The sequence below is a fragment of the Paenibacillus allorhizoplanae genome, from assembly GCF_927798215.1.
Lineage (GTDB): Bacteria > Bacillota > Bacilli > Paenibacillales > NBRC-103111 > Paenibacillus_E > Paenibacillus_E allorhizoplanae.
In genome coordinates this window covers 1-20,504 of record NZ_CAKMMW010000001.1, presented here as the reverse complement: position 1 = coordinate 20,504, position 20,504 = coordinate 1, and the positions used below count along the sequence as shown (strand labels likewise).

The window sequence follows — 20,504 nt, the reverse complement described above, 5'->3', positions numbered from 1 at the left end:
GCGGGGTTCCTTTTTTCTTTGGGGCAGCAGGACCCGCAGAAGTAACAGAAATAGTCGATGTAGCTTAATTTGCCCAACTCCCAGAATTGATCACAAGATGTAGAGATTACATCATCGTTCGATCATCCAAGTTTTCGTATAATTGAAATGTAAGCGATTACCAAAATATTCATGCATAGGAGGAATGGTTAATGTCAAGCACCACTCGAATGAAAGGAAGGTCAAGGAGATTTTGGTGCATGTGTTTAGGCTTGATCCTTGCGTTAAACACCCTGTTGATTTCACCAAGTACAACCTCAGCAGCTGTAACACCGCTGCCAGGACCAAACAATCCGCTGCTTTACGACGATTTTAATGGCGGTGGTCTCTACAAGCAGAACTGGATGAATTGGTTCAACCAAGCTGGTGGAACAGGCACATTTTCAAAAACAACCGTAGACTCGCGTCAAGTCGGGTTATTCACGCAAACGCCAACGTCGAGCTCTTCCTGGGCGAAATTCCAGCCCATGAATGAGACAGTCGATTTGACGGGTTATCGCTATTTGAACGTTACCATGAAAAATCCTGGGTATGCGAATTCGCTCATTCGAGTTGTAGTTGGAGACGGAACAACCAACTATAATTTGACCAATGGATGGGTTGCCATTCCGACAACATGGACGACGAGTCAATTTGATTTGAACGCTTTGACACCAGCGCTGAACAAAAAAACGGCTAGGTTTGAAATTTGGCTCCGTCAATCCGGAGGCACATATGGTGAGACACTGATTGATGATATTTTCGCATCTACGGACAACAGTGGCACTGCACCAACGTTAACAGGCAGCATGACGGCTAACTCGACGAGTGGTTATAACCAGAACACATCCTTTACTTTCAAAGCGACATATACGGATGCAGATAATGAGAAGCCTTTCGCTATGCAGCTTGTTGTCGACGACACCCTCTACGATATGAGGGAAGAGGATAATGCGGATACCACCTATTCCAATGGCAAAAATTATTACTACATCACGAAGCTGCCCGTGGGATCACATACGTATTATTTCCGAACGACGGATTTGACGTCGAATCAAGTATCAACGACGATCCAGAATCAACCTGTCGTTACGAACACGGCTCAAGTTATCGACGTCACGGTCAGCCAAGCAGGATATAACGCTGGTGCGTTTAAAAATGCCAAGGTGACAGCGCAGCTTGCTCTAACGGATACGTCGTATGTCGTGAAGAATGGTGCAACAGTTGTTGCTTCTGGCAATATGACGTACGATGGTTTCTTTTGGAATAAACACGTATATTCAATCGATTTCTCATCCATCACAACTAGTGGAACGAATTATACCGTTGTCAGCAATAACATCTCATCTTTTCCTTTCGCCATTCAACCGAACATTTGGACGAATTACAAGGATGAAATGACCGCTTTCTATCGCATCTTGCGCGCGAGTGTGGCAACTTCCGATGCTTATCCTGCTGGATATAGCACGGTAGCACCATCGGCTAATATTTACCATGCAGCTGGTCATTTGGACGATGCGCAATCGGCTGACGGATTGACGCACTATGATTTGACGGGCAGTTGGTATGATGCAGGAGATTATGGCAAATATGGCGGCAACCAATGGGTAGGCAGCGAAATTGCTTTAGCCTATATACGGCATGCTGACGCAGCCAGCTCCAAGTTCGATAATGACAGCAATGGTATTCCTGATCTTGTTGATGAAGCGGTATTTGGCAGTGAGTATTTGGTCAAATTCGCGAATCAACTTGGAGGAGAAATGTATGATCTTAAGAACAACGCAAGCTTCGTTCATCCGAGTAAAACGACGGATAACGTAAACGGCACAGCCGACGATCGCAAACTCTCCGGCTTAGGCGTTGGAGGTTCCGCCAAAGCAGCGGGAACACTTGCGGCTACAGCAAGGGCTATCCGCACAGCAATCGCCAAAGGTGACATCGCGCCAGCGAAGGTCACAGCGCTCACAACCTTCGCCAACAATTGTGAAGCGGCTGCCGTTACATTTTACAATTATGTCGTTGCAAATCCGAACGGGCCAGTTGGTTCCTACTCAACTCGTGGCGGCATTCCGAATTCCAAGCTTCTAGCGGATGTAGAGCTGTATCTGTTGACGAACAACGTAGCCTACAAAAATGCTGCAACTGCGAATATCAACACACTCGTCTTTACCGATTTAGCTTCTACGAACTATTGGGATATGAGACCGATGTCTCTCGCGGAGTTCTATCCTGTCGCTGATGCCACAACGAAAACGCATATTCAGGCGTTATTGAAACAGCAAGTTGATTATTTCCTATCTTCAACGGATGACACACCGTACAGCGTGCTGAACCAATTTAAGAACTTCGGTGTGAATGAGCCGCATGCTTCTTATCTTGGCGACATGATGCGTTATTACGAGTTATTCCAAGATCCTGCGGCGCTTCGCGCGGTCGAGAAGGGGATGTACTGGATTTTCGGGGAAAATCCTTGGAATATGAGCTGGGTATCTGGGATCGGTTCGGATTATGTCACCTACCCACATACACGATTCGATGAAGGCGCCAATTCCAAGCAAGGTTCTGGTGTGGTGTTCCCAGGCGCCATGGTCAGTGGACCGAATATGAAGGATACGAAGGATAAAACAAGCGTCAGCCCATGGTACGAAGATCGTTCACTGTATGAAGATGATACGAACCAATGGCGTTATAACGAATTCAGTATCAGTATTCAAGCTGGTCTTTTGTACACGATAATGGGATTAAGCGCGAATGCATCCGCAAGCTCTGCAGGCGGTACAACACCAGCGACGCTCCCTATTACATCACCGACAATCGGCGATTATGTACGAGGCAATGTAACCGTATTTAGCGGTCCTACTACAGGATTGAGTAATCTTGAATATTCGTCAACAGGTACTTCAGGTACATTCCTGCCGATGTCCGTTTCGGGCAGTGTGTATGCAGCTACGGTTGATGAAAGTGCGTCTGTCGCCTATGCGAATAAACGCGTGGACATTCGTGGGACAGATGCAACAGGCAGACAAAGTTATAGCTCGACGCATTACACGGTGGCAGCACCTTTGCCAGATCCTTCTACACCACTGATCTATGATGATTTTGGTGGCGGAGGCATTTGGGGGTCTGTGGGCGGTAATGGCGAGTGGGTAAACTGGTATACGCAAAATGGCGGAACAGCGGCATTCGTGAAGACAACATTGGATGGTTTAACAGTTGGTAAATTCTCACAAACACCGACGGCAGTTAATTCCTATGCGAAATTCCAACCTTGGCACGACATCGTTGATTTGTCTGGTTATCGTTATTTGAATTTCAAGGTTAAGAACCCGAGTTATGCCAACCTGAAGATGAAAATCGAATTAAATGATGGATCTCGCACTTATAACCTGACTGGCGGCTATATTGCAGTTCCGACCACATGGACGGACTTAGTCTATAATCTAGATACTTTAACGCCTGTCGTGAACAAAAAGAAAGCGACATTATCCATCTGGTTGAACCAAACGAGTGTTGGTTATGGAGAAATGTTTATGGATGAGATCAAAGCAACGAACCTAGCGAGTGGAACGGCTCCGACACTGAGTGCAATCAGCGTAGATCATGCTACTGGTGATGCAGCAACAGACTTCACGTTCAATACAATGTACACCGATGCGCAAAATGAGAAACCATTCTCCATGGAACTTATTCTAGATGGCATTGTTCACCAAATGGAAGCTGTTGATCCTGCAGATGTCACCTACAGCGATGGCAAAGCTTATAAATATACAACCAAATTGCCTGTAGGGAACCATTCCTATTATTTCCACACGACAGATACGACCTCGAATGCGTTAAGCAGCGCCGTACAGTCGGGTCCAAGTGTAACGCAACAGTTGCTTCTCAGCGATTTCAATAATGGTCTTGCGACAGGTTGGACACCTACGAGCGGAACCTGGTCGGTACAATCCTCGCAATACAGCGGGCAAGCCGGAGGTTCAAACAGCTACTCCATTGCTGGTGAGTCTACTTGGACCGACTACACATTGGAAGCGAAAGTCAACGTAACGAACAATACGAATGGGAACAAAGACGCGGGATTATTAGTTCGCTATACCGATGCCAATAACTACTACATGCTCTACTTGAAAAATAATGATCATGCCAGCAGTAGGAAAATGGAACTGGTGAAATCAGTTGCTGGGGTCAAAACGACATTAGGCTACACAAGCCCAAGTATTGTTGCCGATACGTTCTACACGTATAAAATTGTCCTAAATGGCAGCAATATCTCGGTGTACAAAGATGGTGCACTCCAATTTAGTGCTGTAGATACAACCTTTACAAGCGGGAAAATCGGGGCTCGCACGTATGCGAATACGAAGGCAATCTTTGATGATGTTTTGGTAACGAGATAATTAAATGAAAAAAACTTCCAGTTAATTGAACTGGAAGTTTTTTATCGTTAGAAAAAGATGGAAACCAAGTGATGGGATTCTCGTAAGAGGATAGTATCTCTGAGATGATTAAAACGTACAATTAAACTTATTCAGCAGCTCACCGAACCTTTGTTGATCTTCTTCAGTCCAATCTTGAAGATGCTTCGTTAAATACTCCAAGCGTGCTTGCTTGTTCAAAGCTAATTCCGCTGTGCCGGTATCCGTGAGTTGCATGGAGTAGGCGCGGCCATCTTGCGGATCCGGGATGCGATAGAGGTAGCCTTTTTGTTCTAAAGCAGCTGTTTGTCTACTGATTGTCGACATGTCGAGTTGGAATTCCTCTGCTAAAGCTTTCACGCCAGCAGATCCATGTGTCGAAATTTGATGTAGCAGTAGATAAGCAGCACGATCCAAATTGCCGACTTTTTTATTTGTAGTTGCAGCGATAAAACGGCGAATGAATATGCCTAATTCAACTTCAATGGTTTCAACGGGATTTTTTGTCATCATAATAGACCTCTTTGTTAGGTGTTTGCATTCATTTATGGTTATATCGTAACATACACCGGATTATTTGAATATCTTCCAAAGTAGGGGTGATCGACTGTCTCTTAAGGATTGACTTCATCCGACATAGTTGTATAATGCAAGTATATAGTGTCATCATACTTCTTGTTTGAATAGAAGGCAACTGTAGACGGGAGAGGACACAATTTGAAGGCTAAAGAAATTATGGTAAGTCAGGTGTATAAAGTAAAAGAAGGGGATACCGTTCGCGCGGTTATTGAGAAGTTCCTCATGCACCGAATTAGTGGACTTCCTGTTGTTAATGATCGGAATGAAGTTGTGGCCTACATCAGTGATGGGGATATTATGCGATATATCGGTAAGCATGATGATTATATATTTGGTTCGTATCTCTACACAGCTGTGATCAAAGGCGATAATGATGAGTTTCAAGATCGCGTGCGCAACTTGCTTCCTTTGAATGTGATGAAAATAGCACAGAAGAAGGTGATTGCTGTAGATGCAGAAGAAGACATTGAGCAAATCGCAGCGATTTTGGGGAAAAAGCGAATAAAAAAACTCCCCGTTCTAAGAAGAGGCGTGTTAGTAGGCATTATTAGCAGGGGAGATGTGATTCGGCATTCCTTCCATTCTATTTTATGATATGTAAATGAAAGGAGCTATCTGTATGTTGGAACGGCTCAGGCATAGATTATTTTTATTTCCATTATTTATTGTGATTAAAATTTATGTAGCTTGGATGATATTATTTGAAACAGGTCCGTCGGCAAGGATTCTTTTAACAGAAATACCCGCGATCTTAATTACCTATTGCGTGGTTGAATATGTTGTTAAAAAGCATAAACTCGCTTGGTATCTCGCAATTGACCTGATTATGACCATTTTGTTTTTTGCACTTGTTATTTATTATAAACATTTTGGAGTTATTGCTACGTATCACGTTTTAACCCAAGCCAAGCAAGTCGGTGCAGTCAAGAAAAGTATATTCTCTGTGATTGAGCCCCAGTATCTGCTGTTCTTCTTGGACATCGTGATTGTTGCTTTCTTTGCATTTTTAAAGCCGAAAACGAGAGAATGGAAGCCTCTTAGCATGAAAATCGTAGCCAGTGTTGCTTGCTTCTCCGTATTACTTTGTGCACTTAGTGTGATTCCTAACCGTAGTTCCTTCAATGAAAATGTGAAAGCATCCAAAATGGGCATATTAAATTATGAGATGTATAACCTGCTTTCTCCTAAGAAAGAAGAAATCATTAGTCCGGATCAAATTACACAGTCAGCTATTGACGATTTGAAGAATAAAGTTACTGTCGTAGAACCAACGTTACATGGCGCAGCGAGTGGTAAGAATTTGATTATCATTCAAATGGAGTCCTTCCAGAACTTCCTCATCGGTTTGAACATTGATGGGACTGAAATTACCCCCAACATGAATCGGTTGGCTGGATCCAGCTATTATTTCCCGAAATTTTATCAGCAAATTGGCCAAGGAAATACATCGGACGCCGAGTTTATTGTGAACACTTCGTATTACGTACCACCGGATGGCGCGGCTACACAAGTCTATGGGAAGAAAGATTTACCGAGCCTTCCGAAGCTTCTCCAGAAACAAGGCTACACGACGATGAATTTCCATACGAATGAAGTTGGCTTCTGGAATCGGGATGATTTATATCAAGCCATTGGCTATGATCGCTATTATGACAAACAGTTTTTCAAAGATGAGGATGCCTTCTTCTATGGCTCTTCCGATGAAGTATTGTACCTGAAAACAGCGGAAGAATTAGCATCATATCAAAATCAAGGTACACCTTTTTACGCGCACGTGATATCCATGAGCTCTCATAACCCTTTTACTATTCCGGAAGAGAAATATAAAATGACCTTGCCTGAGCGGTATGAAGGGACCTTCGTTGGTGACTATATTCGCGCAGAGAATTATGCGGACTATGCACTTGGGTTGTTTATTGAGGATTTGAAGAAACGGGGGATTTGGGAGAACAGTGTCGTCGTGATCTACGGTGATCACCGCGGGCTTCCCTTATTTTCTTTAAAAGCGGATGACAAACACTTGATGACGGAAATACTAGGTCATGAATACAGCGAAAAAGAACTCATTAATATTCCTCTTATCATTGCATCGGAAGGCGTCACCACACCAAAAGTGCAAAGTCAGCTCGGTGGTCAAATTGATATTTTACCTACAGTGGCCAACCTTCTTGGTGTGTCGTTGACAGACTATATACACTTTGGTCAAGATTTACTTAACCAAACGGCCTATAACTTATTGCCACAACGGTATTACTTGCCAACAGGCTCATTTGTAAATAATGAAGAACTTTACATGTCAGGCAAAGGTTTCGAGGATGGCAATTATTTTACGCTTGCCGGCAATGCCAATGAACATCAATCAGCAACCGAAGATGAATTTAATCATGCATTAAGGCTTTTGCAATTATCCGATAGCTATGTATCCCAACTCCCAGATCGTGTGGAGCCTGAATAATATAAACCGCTTTGCGAATCTCGCAAGGCTTTTTTCATGCCGCGCGAATGGCGGCCCTGTGGCTTAAGATAAGGTGATGGTATCACCTTATCTTGGGCTTTTTCTATTTTTGTTGGAAATAAAGTGTTGGTGTAACGCTAAAGTGTTGTATTATGCGGAAATCAGACATTCTGGAGTTATTAGCGTTATCGCGTAACGTTAATTTTAATTGGGGAGCCTGTTAGAGCCGATTAGCGCTATACTATAACGTTATATGATGCCGCTGTATGGCCTTGTTGTCTATACAGTAGGTACGAATGCGACTGGAGCCTGATGCAGGACTAGCAGACCGGATTGGACTAATTCGTGAAGCAATGTCCGAGCATGCTGTCCTTTAATGAAAAGCAAATCACAAATCTCCTGAGGCATGAAAGGTCTCTGTATCTGTCTGGCGAAACGAAGAGTTTCCCGCTGCTTTAAGGAAAGTTTCAGATCTGTAATCACACCACCACCGTATAGTTTTCCTAACACTTGCAGGATAAGTTGCTGACAGCGTCGAGGCTTCTCTTTGATAGCGTCCAGAGGGAAACGATATATGTGCCAGCCGTCTAGCATCAATTGGTTTTGTCTTTCCCGCTCATACTCAAAGCTTCGACGGGTTACAAGTTTGGCATGCGAACTGAAATCATCGACTTCCCAATTAATCAAGTAGGGTGGTCTGATATAAGCGAAATCTAAATAGAAGAAACCGTCCCGAAAATTTGTGACCTCGTACTCTGCATGCAAAAAATCTAAGTTGCCGACCGCAGGTAACCATAGATCTTGTACAAATAATTTCTCATTGTGAGCATGTCCTTCATGTAATCGACGGAGAGCCTCACCGGTAAGATTTTCCCTCTGTTTTTCCAACCATGTCTTGTATATGTCCAAGAACATTCCCCCTCAGCTAAGACGAAAAACACCGCGCCTTCCCCGAGTAGGGAGGGAGCGGTGTGCTTCACCTGCAATCATATGTAATGATTACTATAGAACAAAAGAGGCTTTTTGTCACTGAATTTGGTAGTAGACAAAAAATAGTGTATTTTCTCATTCTGTTGTGTAACGCTCAACGAAGTTCGCATGCCATTCTAAAACTTCCAGGCTCCGCGCGAAAGCCGATCAAATCGCGGTTAATGCGCAGCATAGGAGCATTCATGGAATCATTATGTGTTTTCAAATATGGCACACCGCAAGCCTGTGCGGTTTGCACACCGAGCATCTTTAAGGCGAGTGCAATCCGCCTACCTCGATATTCGGGAAGTACGCCGGTATATTCATGATACATGGCACGTGTTTGTTCGTTCTGCTGAAGTGTAACAACACCAATAAAGCGCTCGCCATCTTTGGCGATATGGATCCATTCGGGACGAACACCATTTTGCGCGATGCTCCATTTTTTCCATTCTTCAAACCAAGGAAAATCACCTGAATAGCCCGGAATATCCAGATGTGTAATCTTATATAACTCGTACAGTTTTCGCTCACTTGCTTCCCCAGGCTCATCAGCTAGTGTAATGAACTGGATGCCTGCCCGTTCTGCTTCCTGTATGGATGCAGCAAGTGTACCGCCATCAAACGTTGCCAATTCCAGAACGGATTCGAAGGAATGCCGCTCTTTCACGTGATTGCGTCGTTCAGCAAATGCTAAGGATCGCTCGTCGCTCTCTTTCATATATCCAACGAGTCGCGAGGCTTTTACCTGAACAGCCCATTGATAAACCGCATCATACAAGGCATTTCCTACGCCGTTACCACGTATTTTCGGGTCAACAACCAGTGTATAGATTAGTTCACCAGGCTCCGTCCATGGAGCTCGCCATGCGATTGCGTAGCCGACAACTTGTCCAAGCTCGTCTTCAACAACCCATTTGGGACGATCCCATCCCATCAACAATCCTTCTTCATTGTAATGCAGCTTACCAGGAGGGATTTTGTCCTCGTCGTTATTGAGCTATTCAGCTGTTGTGGGTTCCGACCAAATCAGATTAAGAAGCGGTGCGACAGCCTTAAAATCGTCGGGTTGCTGTAATTTTCGAATGATCCAATTTGACATGATATAACCTCCATCAAAAGAATATCTTGTTATCATTATCACATGCCAAGAGTCGGAGTTCATGGTAAAGTCTGCATATAATGAAAGAATCTGAACAAGAATTTGATACTGTACGAATGTCATTCAATGAAATTGGTGTAAGCACTCATCCCTTTGAATTTATAGGGCGTGAATCCTACATGCTTCTTAAACAGTTGGCAGAAGTAGGAGAAGTTCCCCAATCCAACTGCCTCACCAATATCTTGCACGGACAAATCTGTCGTTCGCAGAAGCCAACAGGCTTGCCGGATCCGACGTGCGGTTAAATATTCGGTAATGGTGCTGCCAATGGATTGATGAAAGGTAGCAGATACATGATTGGGCGTTAGGTGAACAGACGCAGCGAGCTCATCAAGCTTAAAGGGCTCCATGTAATGCGCTTCAATCCACGCGAGCATTCGCTCGGCTGTGGATGAGCTTCTACCCGATAGATGAGGTACAGAATCTGATTGCTTCTCGGAATCCGTACGGAGCTGGTGCAAGAACGCCGTGAGGAAGAGTGTCTGCTCTTCCAGCAGTCGTTCGGGTCCTCTTTCTTTGGCAGCATCCAGTCTAGGCACGTAGCTGTGCAGCAAGACTTCAAGCTCCGCAAGACTTTCACTTCGGAATGCCTGCGGCATAAGCGGATCCTTCCATAGCTTCATGAGGAACTCGCGTAGCGTTGGAAAAGCAGAGAGCACTGCCTCTAGGACAGCGGGCTCAAGGACGAATAGCGAGCGGATGTAGTTGTCTTCTGGCAGATTGTGAATCCGAATGCGATGTAGTTGAAAAGGTCTAAAGCAAAAAATAGAGCCCGGTATCAGCTCAACAATTTGTTGTTCTATTACGACGATACCAGTGCCTTCATGCACGACAAGCAGCTCCATTCCCTGATGAGCATGAAATACTTCTTCGAATGCGTGTGTTCGATCTTTGAAAAACGATAATTGCACCGGGTGCACGTTTAAGTTCATGTAATTCATCAGCTTCATAAGAGATCACCTCATCGTATTCTAACAACATTTTATCATAAGAGGCATAAACTTTTTTGGTCTTTTTTTTGATAGGATGGAGTTAAGTGAAAGTGCAACTAGGAGGAGACAAGTAACATGTTGAAACAACGTTTAACAGAGCAATGGGAGCATTATCGCGGTTCCTTAGGCGGTGTTTGGGAGGTGTGGCGTTCAGATAAGCTGCAAAATCATTATAATGTCCCGTGGGAATCGGTCACGCTTCCACACACGTACAACGGGTCGGATGTGATGGATCCTGATCATAAATATTATCAAGGACAAGGCTGGTACCGGAACAAATTGGAGGTACATAACCCTTATCCGAAGGGGAGAACGCTGCTGCATTTCGAAGGCGCAGGGCAACGCACGGATGTGTACGTCTATACTGAAAAGGTAGATTCCCACCTTGGCGGATATGACGAGTTCACGGTGGATATTTCGGAAGCGATGGCGCGTTCGAAGGAGATCGAACGATATGCAGGGCACGTGCCCGTCGCGATTGCTTGTGATAACAGCCGAGAACTGGAGACGATTCCTTCGGATGCGAGTGATTTCAATCTGTATGGCGGTGTGTATCGCTATGTGAACCTTGTTTATGTGCCGCAGATTTCCTTGGCTCAGGTGCATGTGGAGACTGTTGTGGAAGATTTGTCTGCACAATCAGCTCGAAGCGGGAAAGTAAAAGTACGAGCTAAGTTGTACAATCCTGACCAGCTCTCGGAAAATATCAAGCTTGCGATTGTGTTGAAGCAGCAAGATGGAGTAATTGTTGGCCAAACGGAGATTTCCTTACCAGTCTGGCAGGATGAGATGGAGATTGCGAACTTTGAGGTGCAGAACCCACATCTATGGTCGGTCGCAGACCCATATTTATTCAACTGCTCCGTTGTTCTCGTCTGTGCGGATGGTGAAACAACAAGTCAAGAAAAGTTCGGCTTCCGAACGTTTGAATTTGTGAAGCAAGGTCCGTTTAAGCTGAACGGCGAGCGTCTCTTGCTGCGCGGTACGCATCGACATGAGGATCATGCCGCTGTTGGGGCTGCGATGACGGAAGACATGATCCGTGAAGAAATGCTTCTCATTAAGGAGATGGGCGCGAATTTCATTCGCCTTGGGCATTATCAGCAGTCTCGTATCGTACTGGATCTATGTGATGAGCTGGGCATTCTCGTCTGGGAGGAAATTCCTTGGTGCCGCGGTGGACTTGGTGGACCCGAATATCGTCAACAATGCATCGATATGCTTACAGCGATGATCACTCAACATTACAATCATCCATCCGTTATTTTATGGGGATTGGGCAATGAGAACGATTGGGAGTGCGATTTTGATCATTTCGATCAGCAAGAAATTCGCACTTTCATGAAAAAGTTGCATGATCTGTCGCATGAGCTGGATCCAAGCCGATTAACTGCGATTCGCCGATGTGAATTTTGCAAGGATATTATCGATGTGTATTCGCCTTCCATTTGGGCAGGCTGGTATCGTGGTGTGTATACCGACTATGAATCAAGTTGTCAGACGGCATTTGAGAATGTGGACTCGTTCTTCCATATGGAGTGGGGAGCGGACAATCTGCCAACTCGGCATGTGGAGAAACCGTTCACGGGCTTTGCTTTTATGAAAAATACTGATGGCGTCACGGATGAGCGAGATGGGGATTACTTATTAACGGGTGGTGAACCTCGCGTATCCCGTGATGGCGATTGGTCGGAAACGTATTTCTGCGAAATGATCGATTGGTACTTGAAATCCCAGGAGAAGATGGATTGGCTGACGGGTGCAGCGCAGTGGTCTTTCAAAGATTTTGCAACACCGGTCCGGCCGGATTCACCGATTCCGTATTTGAATATGAAGGGGATCGTCGAACGTGATCTCACGCCGAAAGAAGCCTTCTATGTGTTCCAATCCTACTGGTCAGACAAGCCGATGGTTCGTATTTATGGTCATACGATGCCAATTCGCTGGGGAGCCGAAGGAGAGCGGAAGTTAATCAAAGTGTACTCGAACGCCGAACAAGTTGAGCTTTTTATGAATGGAGTGAGCTTAGGCGTGAAGCAGCGCGATTCGCAAGATTTCCCATGCGCGGGTCTTCGCTGGGAAACGGAGTTGACTGCGGGTGAGTATCAGCTGCGTGCGGAAGCCACCTGTAATGGTGAGGTTGTAAGCGACGAGCTGCAATTCACGTATCAATCGGATGTGTGGGGTGAGCCGACAGAAATCCAAGTCACGACGGAAGCATTAGCGGATGGACGCGTTTACGTAGAAGTCGGTGCGTATGATGCAAAAGGAATCTTTTGTCCCGATGCAGCTAGATTTGTTCGGTTTGGTTTAACTGGGGATGGGAAGCTGCTCGATAATCTCGGCACGATTCGTGGATCGAGACAGGTTCAGCTTGCAAGTGGTCGTGCAGGAATTTACGTAGATCCTACAGGTGGCTTGCCTGCTGGCATGACGGTTACGGATTTCGTAAGTGCAGGAGGCCCGGCATCATCACTGGCTTCCTCAACACAGGAGAATAAAGATGTTCAGCGGAAATATACATCCGTTGTCAGCGCTGCCTGTGAAGGTATGTCTACGGTAACAGCAATCATAGATGTTATGAAGTAAAACCACTTCGAGGAGGCGTATACGATGGGTGAGCTTATGAATGCAGTAAAGTGGCAAAACGCGCAGAAGCTAGAGGAAATTCTACCTGAAGTATGGAAAGAACTGCGAGTGAAGGTTGATCGGATGATCGAGCAAATTGGGGATAAATCGCCTCATGTTGCCAAAGAAGACGGCGTTTATGATGATATGCGGGTCGATTGGTGGACATCAGGCTTCTGGCCAGGCATTCTTTGGATTATGCATGAGATGACAGGAAAAGAACACTACAAGGAAGCAGCCTGGGAGTGGGACGGCAAGTTTGAGCAAAAAAGTATTATAGATAATAATTTCCACCATGACGTTGGCTTCCAGTATTTGCCGACTGCGGTTATCAAACATAAGCTGACAGGTGATAAAGATGGTTTGCGTCGTGGACTGCAAGCAGCCAATTTCCTGGCAGGCCGCTTCAACATCGCAGGAAACTTCATCCGCGCGTGGAACCAAGAGAAGTTAGGTTGGTCGATCGTTGATTCCACGATGAATCTGTCCATTTTATTCTGGGCAGCAGAGATGACAGGAGATCCGCGCTTTGAACATATCGGAAGAGCACAAGCCGATACAGTTGTACAGAAGTTCATTCGGGAAGATGGTTCTGTGAACCATATCTTGAGCTTTGATCCGAAGACAGGCGAGTTGATTGAATCGCTTGGCGGTCAAGGTGCCGGCCCGCAATCGGCTTGGAGCCGAGGCGCAGCGTGGGCATTGCACGGTTTGGTCAATGTGTATCGTTTCACAGAAGACACACAGTACTTAAAAGCAGCTCAACGCGTGGCGAATTACTTTTTGGCGTGTCTGCCTGAAGATTACGTGGCACACTGGGATTTCCGTGCAGATGCATCGCTGGATAACGAGCCGAGAGATACATCGGCCGCTTCCTGCGCAGCTTCTGGGTTAATTGATCTTGCAGCCTTCTTACCGCCAATCGAAGGTGCTATGTATCTCCGTGCAGCAGAACGGATGCTGCTGTCACTTACTGTGAATTACGGTACGTGGGATAAGCCCGAAAACCAAGCTATTCTACTTGAAGGAACAGGAAATAAACCTGCTAATTCGAATGTGAACGTTTCGCTCATCTACGGCGATTATTATTACGTCGAAGCGCTAGCTAAGCTGCAGGGTTGGAAACAGCGGATATTCTAAAAAAAAGTTATAGGGAATGAAAAAGGAGCTAAGCGGCAAGTTGCGTTTAGCTCCTTTTTATACAAACACCGGCCCCAGCATGCCATAGTGATGAAAAACATCACTAAATTGATCGAGAACCTTGCGTTTCTGGCGAGGAGGTTACAAAGTCGCTTTCAATTATTTTAGAAGCATATCATTCAGCGGAGCTGGGGATTGGATCTTTCATATTGTAAAGAAGCATTACTTTGTACTTGAAAAGATTACCCCGTGATTTCTCGCGAGCGCATAGAATCCATACACAGCAGCAACCGCGATGAGATAAGAGACAAAAGTCCATCCAATCGTCCAACCATGTCTATACTCAACTTTACCAACTACATATGCGATTGATTCAAGGCCAGTCAAGATGATCGCAAGTAAAATCAGGACAACTAGAGGGTGCTTCTTCTTAAAATGAATCCAGTAGATACCTACACAGGCTGCGAAGGGATAGAGTCCAATGTCAAAGGGGAGCGCAGAAATCGTTTCATCATCTTCAATTTTTGGTGTGAAATCCCAAAAATCTACGTGATACCCAATTGCGTTAATGAGCGATGAAATGATGGCAGAAACAGGAAAGATGAGAATGGCAATGGTCGGAGCTTTTTTAAACCAGGCAAACCCGAATAACCAGGGTATAACAAAGCCGATTAGGATATTAATGAGAATACGGCCCACTCCTTACTTCATAGATAATATCAAGTATGACCCGTACATTTCGCCTTGAAACGTGACATAACAAAAATCCAGTTTTTCGCAACATATCTTCATGTACGTCAGCTGTTCTGAGGCTTATAGTTGTATATATAAGCGATTACAAGCTCACACCTGAGGAGATGTTGAAGATGAATAAACCGAATATCATTGACACAGATGTCCATAATGCGATAGCTCACTCGAGAGATCTGCTACCCTATTTGCCCAAAGCTTGGCATAGTTATTGGCTTTCAGCCGGACCTGGCTATGGCGGTGGTTGGCATTCTCCCGTAGGTGTGATGCGCAAGGATGCCGTGCCTGATGGCGGTGGAATCCCTGGCAGTGATCCGCAACATATGTTGAAGCATCATTTTAATAAATATGGCATTGATTATGGGATATTGACCGGGTCTGGGATACTCGGGATTTCATTGAATCCGAATCCAGACTATGGCAATGTTCTCGCAAGTGCTTACAATGACTGGCTGGTCGAAACATGGTTGAAGGCGAGTCCAGTCTATAAAGGTTCCATCCTTATCAATCATGCGGATCCGATTGAGGCTGCGAAGGAAATTGATCGTATGGCGAAGCACCCGGACATGATTCAGGTTATTATGTGCAGCGGCTCTCGCATGCTGTTCGGTCAGCGCTTTTTTCACCCTATCTATGAAGCGGCTGAGCGTAATGGACTGCCTGTTGCGGTTCATCCAGGTACAGAGGGAAGAGGGATTGCAGGAGCTCCGACGCCATCGGGTTATCCCACATCCTATTTGGAATGGCACAATATTTTACCAATCAATTACATGTCTCATGTCAATAGCTTAGTGTGTGAAGGAGTATTCGAGAAGTTTCCTAAGCTTAAATTTGTTGCCATTGAAGGTGGATTAGCTTGGCTTCCGCATCTCATGTGGCGAATGGATAAGAATTTCAAAGGACTTCGAGATTTAGTGCCTTGGCTTAAAAGACTACCATCCGAATACATTAAAGAGCATATTCGACTAACGACGCAACCCATTGAAGAGCCAAGCAAGCCAGAGCATATTAATCAAATACTAGATATGCTAGGCGCGGATAATATGGTTATGTTCTCGTCGGATTATCCGCACTGGGATTTTGATAATCCCAAAATGGCGCTGCAACCGATTCGCAAAGACTTAAGACAACGGATTCTGGTTGATAATGCCTTGGAGTTATATGGACACGAGACTTTTCCAACACCGATAGCTGCATCTGTTCCTGTTCGTGAGGGGGATTCCTCACAATGAGCAAAGTGAAATCCAGATATGCAGCAGCCAGCGTCCAAGAACTTGCCGAAAAAGGACGCAAGATTGTCGAAGTTAAAGGAATAGAAATTGGTATATTCCTTGTAAATGGGAGTTACTATGCCTGGCGTAATATGTGTCCTCATGCGGCTGCTCCTGTCTGTGAGGGTGTCGTGTGCGGGACGCGGCTGCCCTCCTTAGTTTATGAGTATGAGTATGGACGAGATCAGGAAATATTGCGCTGCCCATGGCATGGTTGGGAGTTTGGACTAACGGATGGCAAACATTTGGTCGAAGGCGGAGTGCAATTGCGAGGATATGAGGTTGAGATTGAGGGGAACGAGATCTATGTACTCATTTAAAAGAGTGCAGATGCAGTGAGCTTAGTGCACTCACGTCGTATCTAACGGAAGATGGATTTCTGCATGGAGTCGCACAGAATAATAAAGCAGGAGAGGCGCTCCAGCGAAGTGGTTACCGGGTTTTGTCACAAATGGGAACAGGACTTATTGCGCAATTGGATGCTGCTTTGAATAAAATCGAACAACAACACCTCGCTCAGGATATAACCTGACGAGGTGTTGTCTTTGTGTTCACACGCCTGAGGTAGCTAGATAGTCAGCTTAATCAGATTCTTCGAACCCTAATCCTGAATGACAGATATCGTCTTTTCTCCGCCAACATATATGCGATTCGTTCGCGGATCAAGCAGTAAGGAACCAGACCCTGCGCTAACCTTGAGCTTTGCGAGTGGCTTTAGGCTGCTGCCATGATAGACGGTTAGTGGAACTGTACCTGTTTCTGTTGATTCTGAAACGAATAAGTGGTTTGTTCGCGGATTAATAAGCACATCCGTAAAGGCTGGTACGGTTAACGAACCGATGACCTTGTTCGTTCTGCTATTTACAACAAAAAGCCGCCCATTCACGGAAATTTGGGCACTTGAGATATAAATCCGACACGTAAGAGGGTTCAACGTAATTTCTCTTTGTCTTCTTCCGAGCTGAATCTTTCGAACATTGAGTGTACGCAAGTTCACGACTGAGCTGTATCGACTTAAATTATTAGCGACATAGAGCTGATTAGTTTTCCTATCAAGAACGGGTGTGATGACAGGGTTTCTTCCGACTTTCCGTGTAGCTATGATGGTATTGGTATCTCCTCGGATTACGGCTAATGTATCTGTAGTTGTATTGGTTACGTAGATTCGATTTGTCAAAGCATTGACTAGTAATTGTGAAGGGCGTCCCTTGAATGGAATTTTGCGGTGTACTTTATTCGTAGCTCCATCCAGAACGACGAGATTTGCGTTCCGTGAACGTAAGGAGATCGTTGAGACGTATATCAGATTCGTATGTGTGTTGAGGGCGATATGATCGCTGCGTTCTCCAACCTTGATTGTAGAAATAACTCGGTTCGTAAGGCCGTTGATAACGGAAATGGTACCATCATAAAAATTGGATACATAAATACGATTCGTACGCGTATTGATAGCCATGTAAGTAGGCATTTTACCAATTTTAATTGTGGTTATGATTTTGTTGGTTTTGGTATCCAGAACACTAAGGTGGTTGTCACCTTGAATAACATATAACCGATTCGTTAAGGGATTGATGGCGAACTGTACAGCCGGACTGCTGACGGGAATAGATGCAATCAGGCGTGGCTTAGTCGATGAGATTCTCGGCTTTGTAACGCGCACAGTTTTACGGATAATCATAAAGGCTCCCCTTCCCCAAGACATGTGGTACTTCAATCATATTCATGACCACGCTAGTAGGGAACTGGTAGACTGAAGTTAGCGTATCAGGGCACAACTTTTGACCCGTTTCAGCGTCATAATTGCATGACGACGATTACGAACGAATATCTAAGGAGGCTTGGTAATGGCACACGAATATACTGGAATTGAGCGCATTGGGGATATACAAGCTAATCTTGGCGAAGGTCCCGTCTGGGACCACACGACAGGGCAATTAATCTGGGTAGATATTAATGGACAAGCCGTACATCTGTATAAACCCGCTGATGGAAGTAACCGGACAATTGCATTGGATCAAAAGGTTGGAGCCGCCGTGCCAAGACAGCAAGGTGGCATGGTTCTAGCTTTGGAGCGAGGCTTTCATCTGCTGGATTTGAACACCGAGGCGTTAACATTCCTTGTGGATCCAGAGAGCCATTTGCCGAACAATCGGTTTAATGATGGCAAATGTGATCAAGCAGGCAGGTTCTGGGCCGGCACGATGGCACAAAATGAGTCGGTGGCAACAGGTTCACTTTATTGTCTGGATATCGACGGTACCGTTCGTACCCTTGAGGATGGCTGCATTGCGGTATCCAATGGGCTTGGCTGGAGTCCTGATAATACGACCATGTATTACATTGATTCGCCGACGAAGAAAGTGGTAGCCTATAACTATGATGGCGAGTCAGGGCGAATCTCCAATCCGCGCACTGTTGTTATCATAGCTGAGGATGAAGGTTTTCCAGATGGGATGGCTGTGGATAACCATGGCATGTTATGGATTGCGCAATGGGGGGGGTGGCAGGTAGGGTGTTATAACCCCATGACCGGTGAGAAAATAGGCTCAATTCCTGTACCGGTAGAGCGAACAAGCTCATGTACGTTTGGCGGAGAGCAAATGGATGAATTGTATATCACGACGGCTAGTGTAGGTGTGAGTGATGAGGATCGCGTGAATCAACCCCATGCAGGTGGTTTGTTTCGAATAAAGCTGGATGTGAAAGGCCCTCGGGCGAATTTTTACGGGGGTTAAATGGTTAATATAGCTAGAAGAAGCTAAGTCGCATGTTGTGCTTAGCTTTTTTTGCGCAGTGGATAAGGCTATAGAAAGTGCTTATCTTTCTGTAGAACAGTTAATTTGCTTGCACAAGCAAGCTCGGAGTGCTTATCGCTCGTGTATCCATCCGAAATGCTTTGAAAGTCAGGGAATAAGCACACACGGAGGGCTTAACGGGTGTAAAATACCTGCATTAACAAGAATAAGCAAGCCTAGAGTACGTATCTCATCCATACAAAATGATCTTCCGCCCTTCCTATGAATGATTAATTTTGTGAGGAAGTTTGTAGGAACGGATTCGGTGGGTACCTGAAGAAGGCATTAATTTTTCTAACTGAACAAGTCTGCGAAGGAGTTTACCTGCATGATTTCTACTTATGTGAAGCTGTTCGGAGACTGTTTTGGGAAGTAAGGGGGCGTAGGATTGAGCAGCGATCCTGAGGATTTCTCTTTCTTCTAATGTTAAGGCAGGGCCAGAATTTCCCTCTCCAAACCAGCTACCCATCATTTGGAGGATCAATTGTTGACAACGACGAGGTTTTTCTTTGATTTCGTCATAAGAGAATCGGAGTATCTTCCACCCATCAAGTACGAGATGGTTTTGACGCGTTAACTGGTCTGCAAACTGCCAACGATTCAAATCCGTATGATGTGCTTTATAACCATCAATTTCGATACAGACTAAATGTGTTCCACGCATATAGGCAAAATCCAAATATCGAACGCCATCTTTAAAGTCTGAAATGGGGTATTCGGCATGTAGGAACTCAAATTTACCAACTGCCGGCCACCAAATCACCTCAAGAAACATTTTCTCCGCATGACCATGCCCCTCCTGAAGACGTCTTAATGCTTCGCCAGATCTCTCCCGTAGTTGAAATTGTATGAATTCCTCATAGAATTGGTTAAATGACATAGTAATGCCCCCTGTTCATAAAATAATAAAACCGCCCATCTCCTGTTGGAGAGGGCGGTCTGTGTGCTTCACGACCATCGAAACTATTCATCTGTATTGTACATGAATGCTTGTCAGCATGACAAGTCACTATTTGTAAATTGCTGCGAGGATCATACACAAGTACTAATACTGATTAACCTAGTTGGTTGGTACTTATTGATGGCGAGACCTCTAACTGGTGAATATGACAATAGAAAGTACTTACCTATCTGGCAAACAGCTGGTTAGCTTGTATAAGCATGCTAGGAGTGCTTATTGCTCCAATTATACTACCGGAGTGCATCGAAAGACGTTGAATAAGCACAAACGTGGACCTCTGTCAAGAAAGTAGACACCTATTAAGAGAATTAACTAACTTCTTTGTAGTAGTTTTCTTCATATTGAACTGGTGAAAGGTAACCTAAAGAA

Annotated in this window: 15 protein-coding genes; 8 read left to right on the top strand and 7 right to left on the bottom strand. The window is 45.0% G+C overall.

Going from position 1 to position 20,504, the window contains the following annotated elements:
* The first annotated feature begins 239 nt into the window (after positions 1 to 239).
* Positions 240 to 4,415, top strand: coding sequence for a glycoside hydrolase family 9 protein (locus L6I86_RS00075; protein WP_236283880.1), 4,176 nt, complete (start codon positions 240 to 242; stop codon positions 4,413 to 4,415).
* Positions 4,416 to 4,523: 108 nt separating this feature from the next.
* Here the strand turns inward: L6I86_RS00075 and L6I86_RS00070 are convergent, their stop codons facing one another.
* Positions 4,524 to 4,943, bottom strand: a complete 420-nt coding sequence (locus L6I86_RS00070; RefSeq protein WP_236283879.1) for a MarR family winged helix-turn-helix transcriptional regulator — start codon at positions 4,941 to 4,943, stop codon at positions 4,524 to 4,526.
* A gap of 207 nt (positions 4,944 to 5,150) precedes the next feature.
* On the opposite strand from L6I86_RS00070, the gene L6I86_RS00065 reads away from it, so the two are divergent.
* The gene (locus L6I86_RS00065; protein WP_236283878.1) at positions 5,151 to 5,606 is read left to right on the top strand and encodes a CBS domain-containing protein; all 456 of its coding nucleotides are present in this window, start codon (positions 5,151 to 5,153) and stop codon (positions 5,604 to 5,606) included.
* 25 nt (positions 5,607 to 5,631) lie between these two features.
* Positions 5,632 to 7,467 carry an LTA synthase family protein gene (locus L6I86_RS00060; RefSeq protein WP_236283877.1) on the top strand — a complete coding sequence of 612 codons (1,836 nt, stop codon included), beginning with the start codon at positions 5,632 to 5,634 and terminating at the stop codon, positions 7,465 to 7,467.
* A gap of 279 nt (positions 7,468 to 7,746) precedes the next feature.
* Here L6I86_RS00060 and L6I86_RS00055 read toward each other — a convergent pair whose 3' ends face one another.
* The 3 genes from L6I86_RS00055 to L6I86_RS00045 form a co-directional block, all read right to left on the bottom strand.
* Positions 7,747 to 8,376, bottom strand: coding sequence for a DNA-binding response regulator (locus tag L6I86_RS00055; protein WP_236283876.1), 630 nt, complete (start codon positions 8,374 to 8,376; stop codon positions 7,747 to 7,749).
* Between the two features lie 175 nt (positions 8,377 to 8,551).
* Complete coding sequence (locus L6I86_RS00050) at positions 8,552 to 9,373, bottom strand: GNAT family N-acetyltransferase (protein WP_236283875.1); 822 nt, start codon at positions 9,371 to 9,373, stop codon at positions 8,552 to 8,554.
* Between the two features lie 284 nt (positions 9,374 to 9,657).
* Positions 9,658 to 10,548 (bottom strand): AraC family transcriptional regulator, encoded by an 891-nt coding sequence (locus L6I86_RS00045; protein WP_236283874.1) that lies wholly within the window; start codon positions 10,546 to 10,548, stop codon positions 9,658 to 9,660.
* Between the two features lie 117 nt (positions 10,549 to 10,665).
* Here L6I86_RS00045 and L6I86_RS00040 point away from each other — a divergent pair, with 117 nt between their 5' ends.
* Together L6I86_RS00040 and L6I86_RS00035 are read left to right on the top strand one after the other, a co-directional pair.
* Positions 10,666 to 13,179 carry a glycoside hydrolase family 2 TIM barrel-domain containing protein gene (locus tag L6I86_RS00040; protein WP_236283873.1) on the top strand — a complete coding sequence of 838 codons (2,514 nt, stop codon included), beginning with the start codon at positions 10,666 to 10,668 and terminating at the stop codon, positions 13,177 to 13,179.
* 36 nt (positions 13,180 to 13,215) lie between these two features.
* A complete protein-coding gene (locus L6I86_RS00035; protein ID WP_420851830.1) occupies positions 13,216 to 14,358 on the top strand; it encodes a glycoside hydrolase family 88 protein in 1,143 nt (380 codons plus the stop codon).
* A 222-nt stretch (positions 14,359 to 14,580) separates the two neighbouring features.
* Here the strand turns inward: L6I86_RS00035 and L6I86_RS00030 are convergent, their stop codons facing one another.
* Positions 14,581 to 15,057, bottom strand: a complete 477-nt coding sequence (locus L6I86_RS00030) for a CBO0543 family protein (protein ID WP_236283871.1) — start codon at positions 15,055 to 15,057, stop codon at positions 14,581 to 14,583.
* Positions 15,058 to 15,224: 167 nt separating this feature from the next.
* On the opposite strand from L6I86_RS00030, the gene L6I86_RS00025 reads away from it, so the two are divergent.
* The gene (locus L6I86_RS00025; protein ID WP_236283870.1) at positions 15,225 to 16,340 is read left to right on the top strand and encodes an amidohydrolase family protein; all 1,116 of its coding nucleotides are present in this window, start codon (positions 15,225 to 15,227) and stop codon (positions 16,338 to 16,340) included.
* The gene (locus tag L6I86_RS00020; RefSeq protein WP_236283869.1) at positions 16,337 to 16,699 is read left to right on the top strand and encodes a Rieske (2Fe-2S) protein; all 363 of its coding nucleotides are present in this window, start codon (positions 16,337 to 16,339) and stop codon (positions 16,697 to 16,699) included. Before L6I86_RS00025 ends, L6I86_RS00020 begins: the two co-directional genes overlap by 4 nt.
* Before the next feature lie 281 nt (positions 16,700 to 16,980).
* Here L6I86_RS00020 and L6I86_RS00015 read toward each other — a convergent pair whose 3' ends face one another.
* Positions 16,981 to 18,057 carry a YncE family protein gene (locus L6I86_RS00015; protein WP_236283868.1) on the bottom strand — a complete coding sequence of 359 codons (1,077 nt, stop codon included), beginning with the start codon at positions 18,055 to 18,057 and terminating at the stop codon, positions 16,981 to 16,983.
* Between the two features lie 166 nt (positions 18,058 to 18,223).
* Between L6I86_RS00015 and L6I86_RS00010 the strand changes: the two genes are divergently transcribed.
* Positions 18,224 to 19,114, top strand: coding sequence for an SMP-30/gluconolactonase/LRE family protein (locus L6I86_RS00010; RefSeq protein ID WP_236283867.1), 891 nt, complete (start codon positions 18,224 to 18,226; stop codon positions 19,112 to 19,114).
* A 280-nt stretch (positions 19,115 to 19,394) separates the two neighbouring features.
* On the opposite strand, the gene L6I86_RS00005 is transcribed toward L6I86_RS00010, so the two are convergent.
* Complete coding sequence (locus L6I86_RS00005) at positions 19,395 to 20,054, bottom strand: DUF559 domain-containing protein (RefSeq protein ID WP_236283866.1); 660 nt, start codon at positions 20,052 to 20,054, stop codon at positions 19,395 to 19,397.
* Positions 20,055 to 20,504: the final 450 nt, after the last annotated feature.

What these genes read in the sequence shown, in the direction of transcription:
- L6I86_RS00075 (WP_236283880.1), top strand. Translation starts at nt 240, where the DNA reads ATGTGTTTAGGCTTGATCCTTGCGTTAAACACCCTGTTGATTTCACCA.
- L6I86_RS00070 (WP_236283879.1), bottom strand. Translation starts at nt 4,943, where the DNA reads ATGACAAAAAATCCCGTTGAAACCATTGAAGTTGAATTAGGCATATTC.
- L6I86_RS00060 (WP_236283877.1), top strand. Translation starts at nt 5,632, where the DNA reads ATGTTGGAACGGCTCAGGCATAGATTATTTTTATTTCCATTATTTATT.
- L6I86_RS00050 (WP_236283875.1), bottom strand. Translation starts at nt 9,373, where the DNA reads ATGGGATGGGATCGTCCCAAATGGGTTGTTGAAGACGAGCTTGGACAA.
- L6I86_RS00045 (WP_236283874.1), bottom strand. Translation starts at nt 10,548, where the DNA reads ATGAAGCTGATGAATTACATGAACTTAAACGTGCACCCGGTGCAATTA.
- L6I86_RS00040 (WP_236283873.1), top strand. Translation starts at nt 10,666, where the DNA reads ATGTTGAAACAACGTTTAACAGAGCAATGGGAGCATTATCGCGGTTCC.
- L6I86_RS00035 (WP_420851830.1), top strand. Translation starts at nt 13,216, where the DNA reads ATGAATGCAGTAAAGTGGCAAAACGCGCAGAAGCTAGAGGAAATTCTA.
- L6I86_RS00025 (WP_236283870.1), top strand. Translation starts at nt 15,225, where the DNA reads ATGAATAAACCGAATATCATTGACACAGATGTCCATAATGCGATAGCT.
- L6I86_RS00020 (WP_236283869.1), top strand. Translation starts at nt 16,337, where the DNA reads ATGAGCAAAGTGAAATCCAGATATGCAGCAGCCAGCGTCCAAGAACTT.
- L6I86_RS00015 (WP_236283868.1), bottom strand. Translation starts at nt 18,057, where the DNA reads ATGATTATCCGTAAAACTGTGCGCGTTACAAAGCCGAGAATCTCATCG.
- L6I86_RS00010 (WP_236283867.1), top strand. Translation starts at nt 18,224, where the DNA reads ATGGCACACGAATATACTGGAATTGAGCGCATTGGGGATATACAAGCT.
- L6I86_RS00005 (WP_236283866.1), bottom strand. Translation starts at nt 20,054, where the DNA reads ATGTCATTTAACCAATTCTATGAGGAATTCATACAATTTCAACTACGG.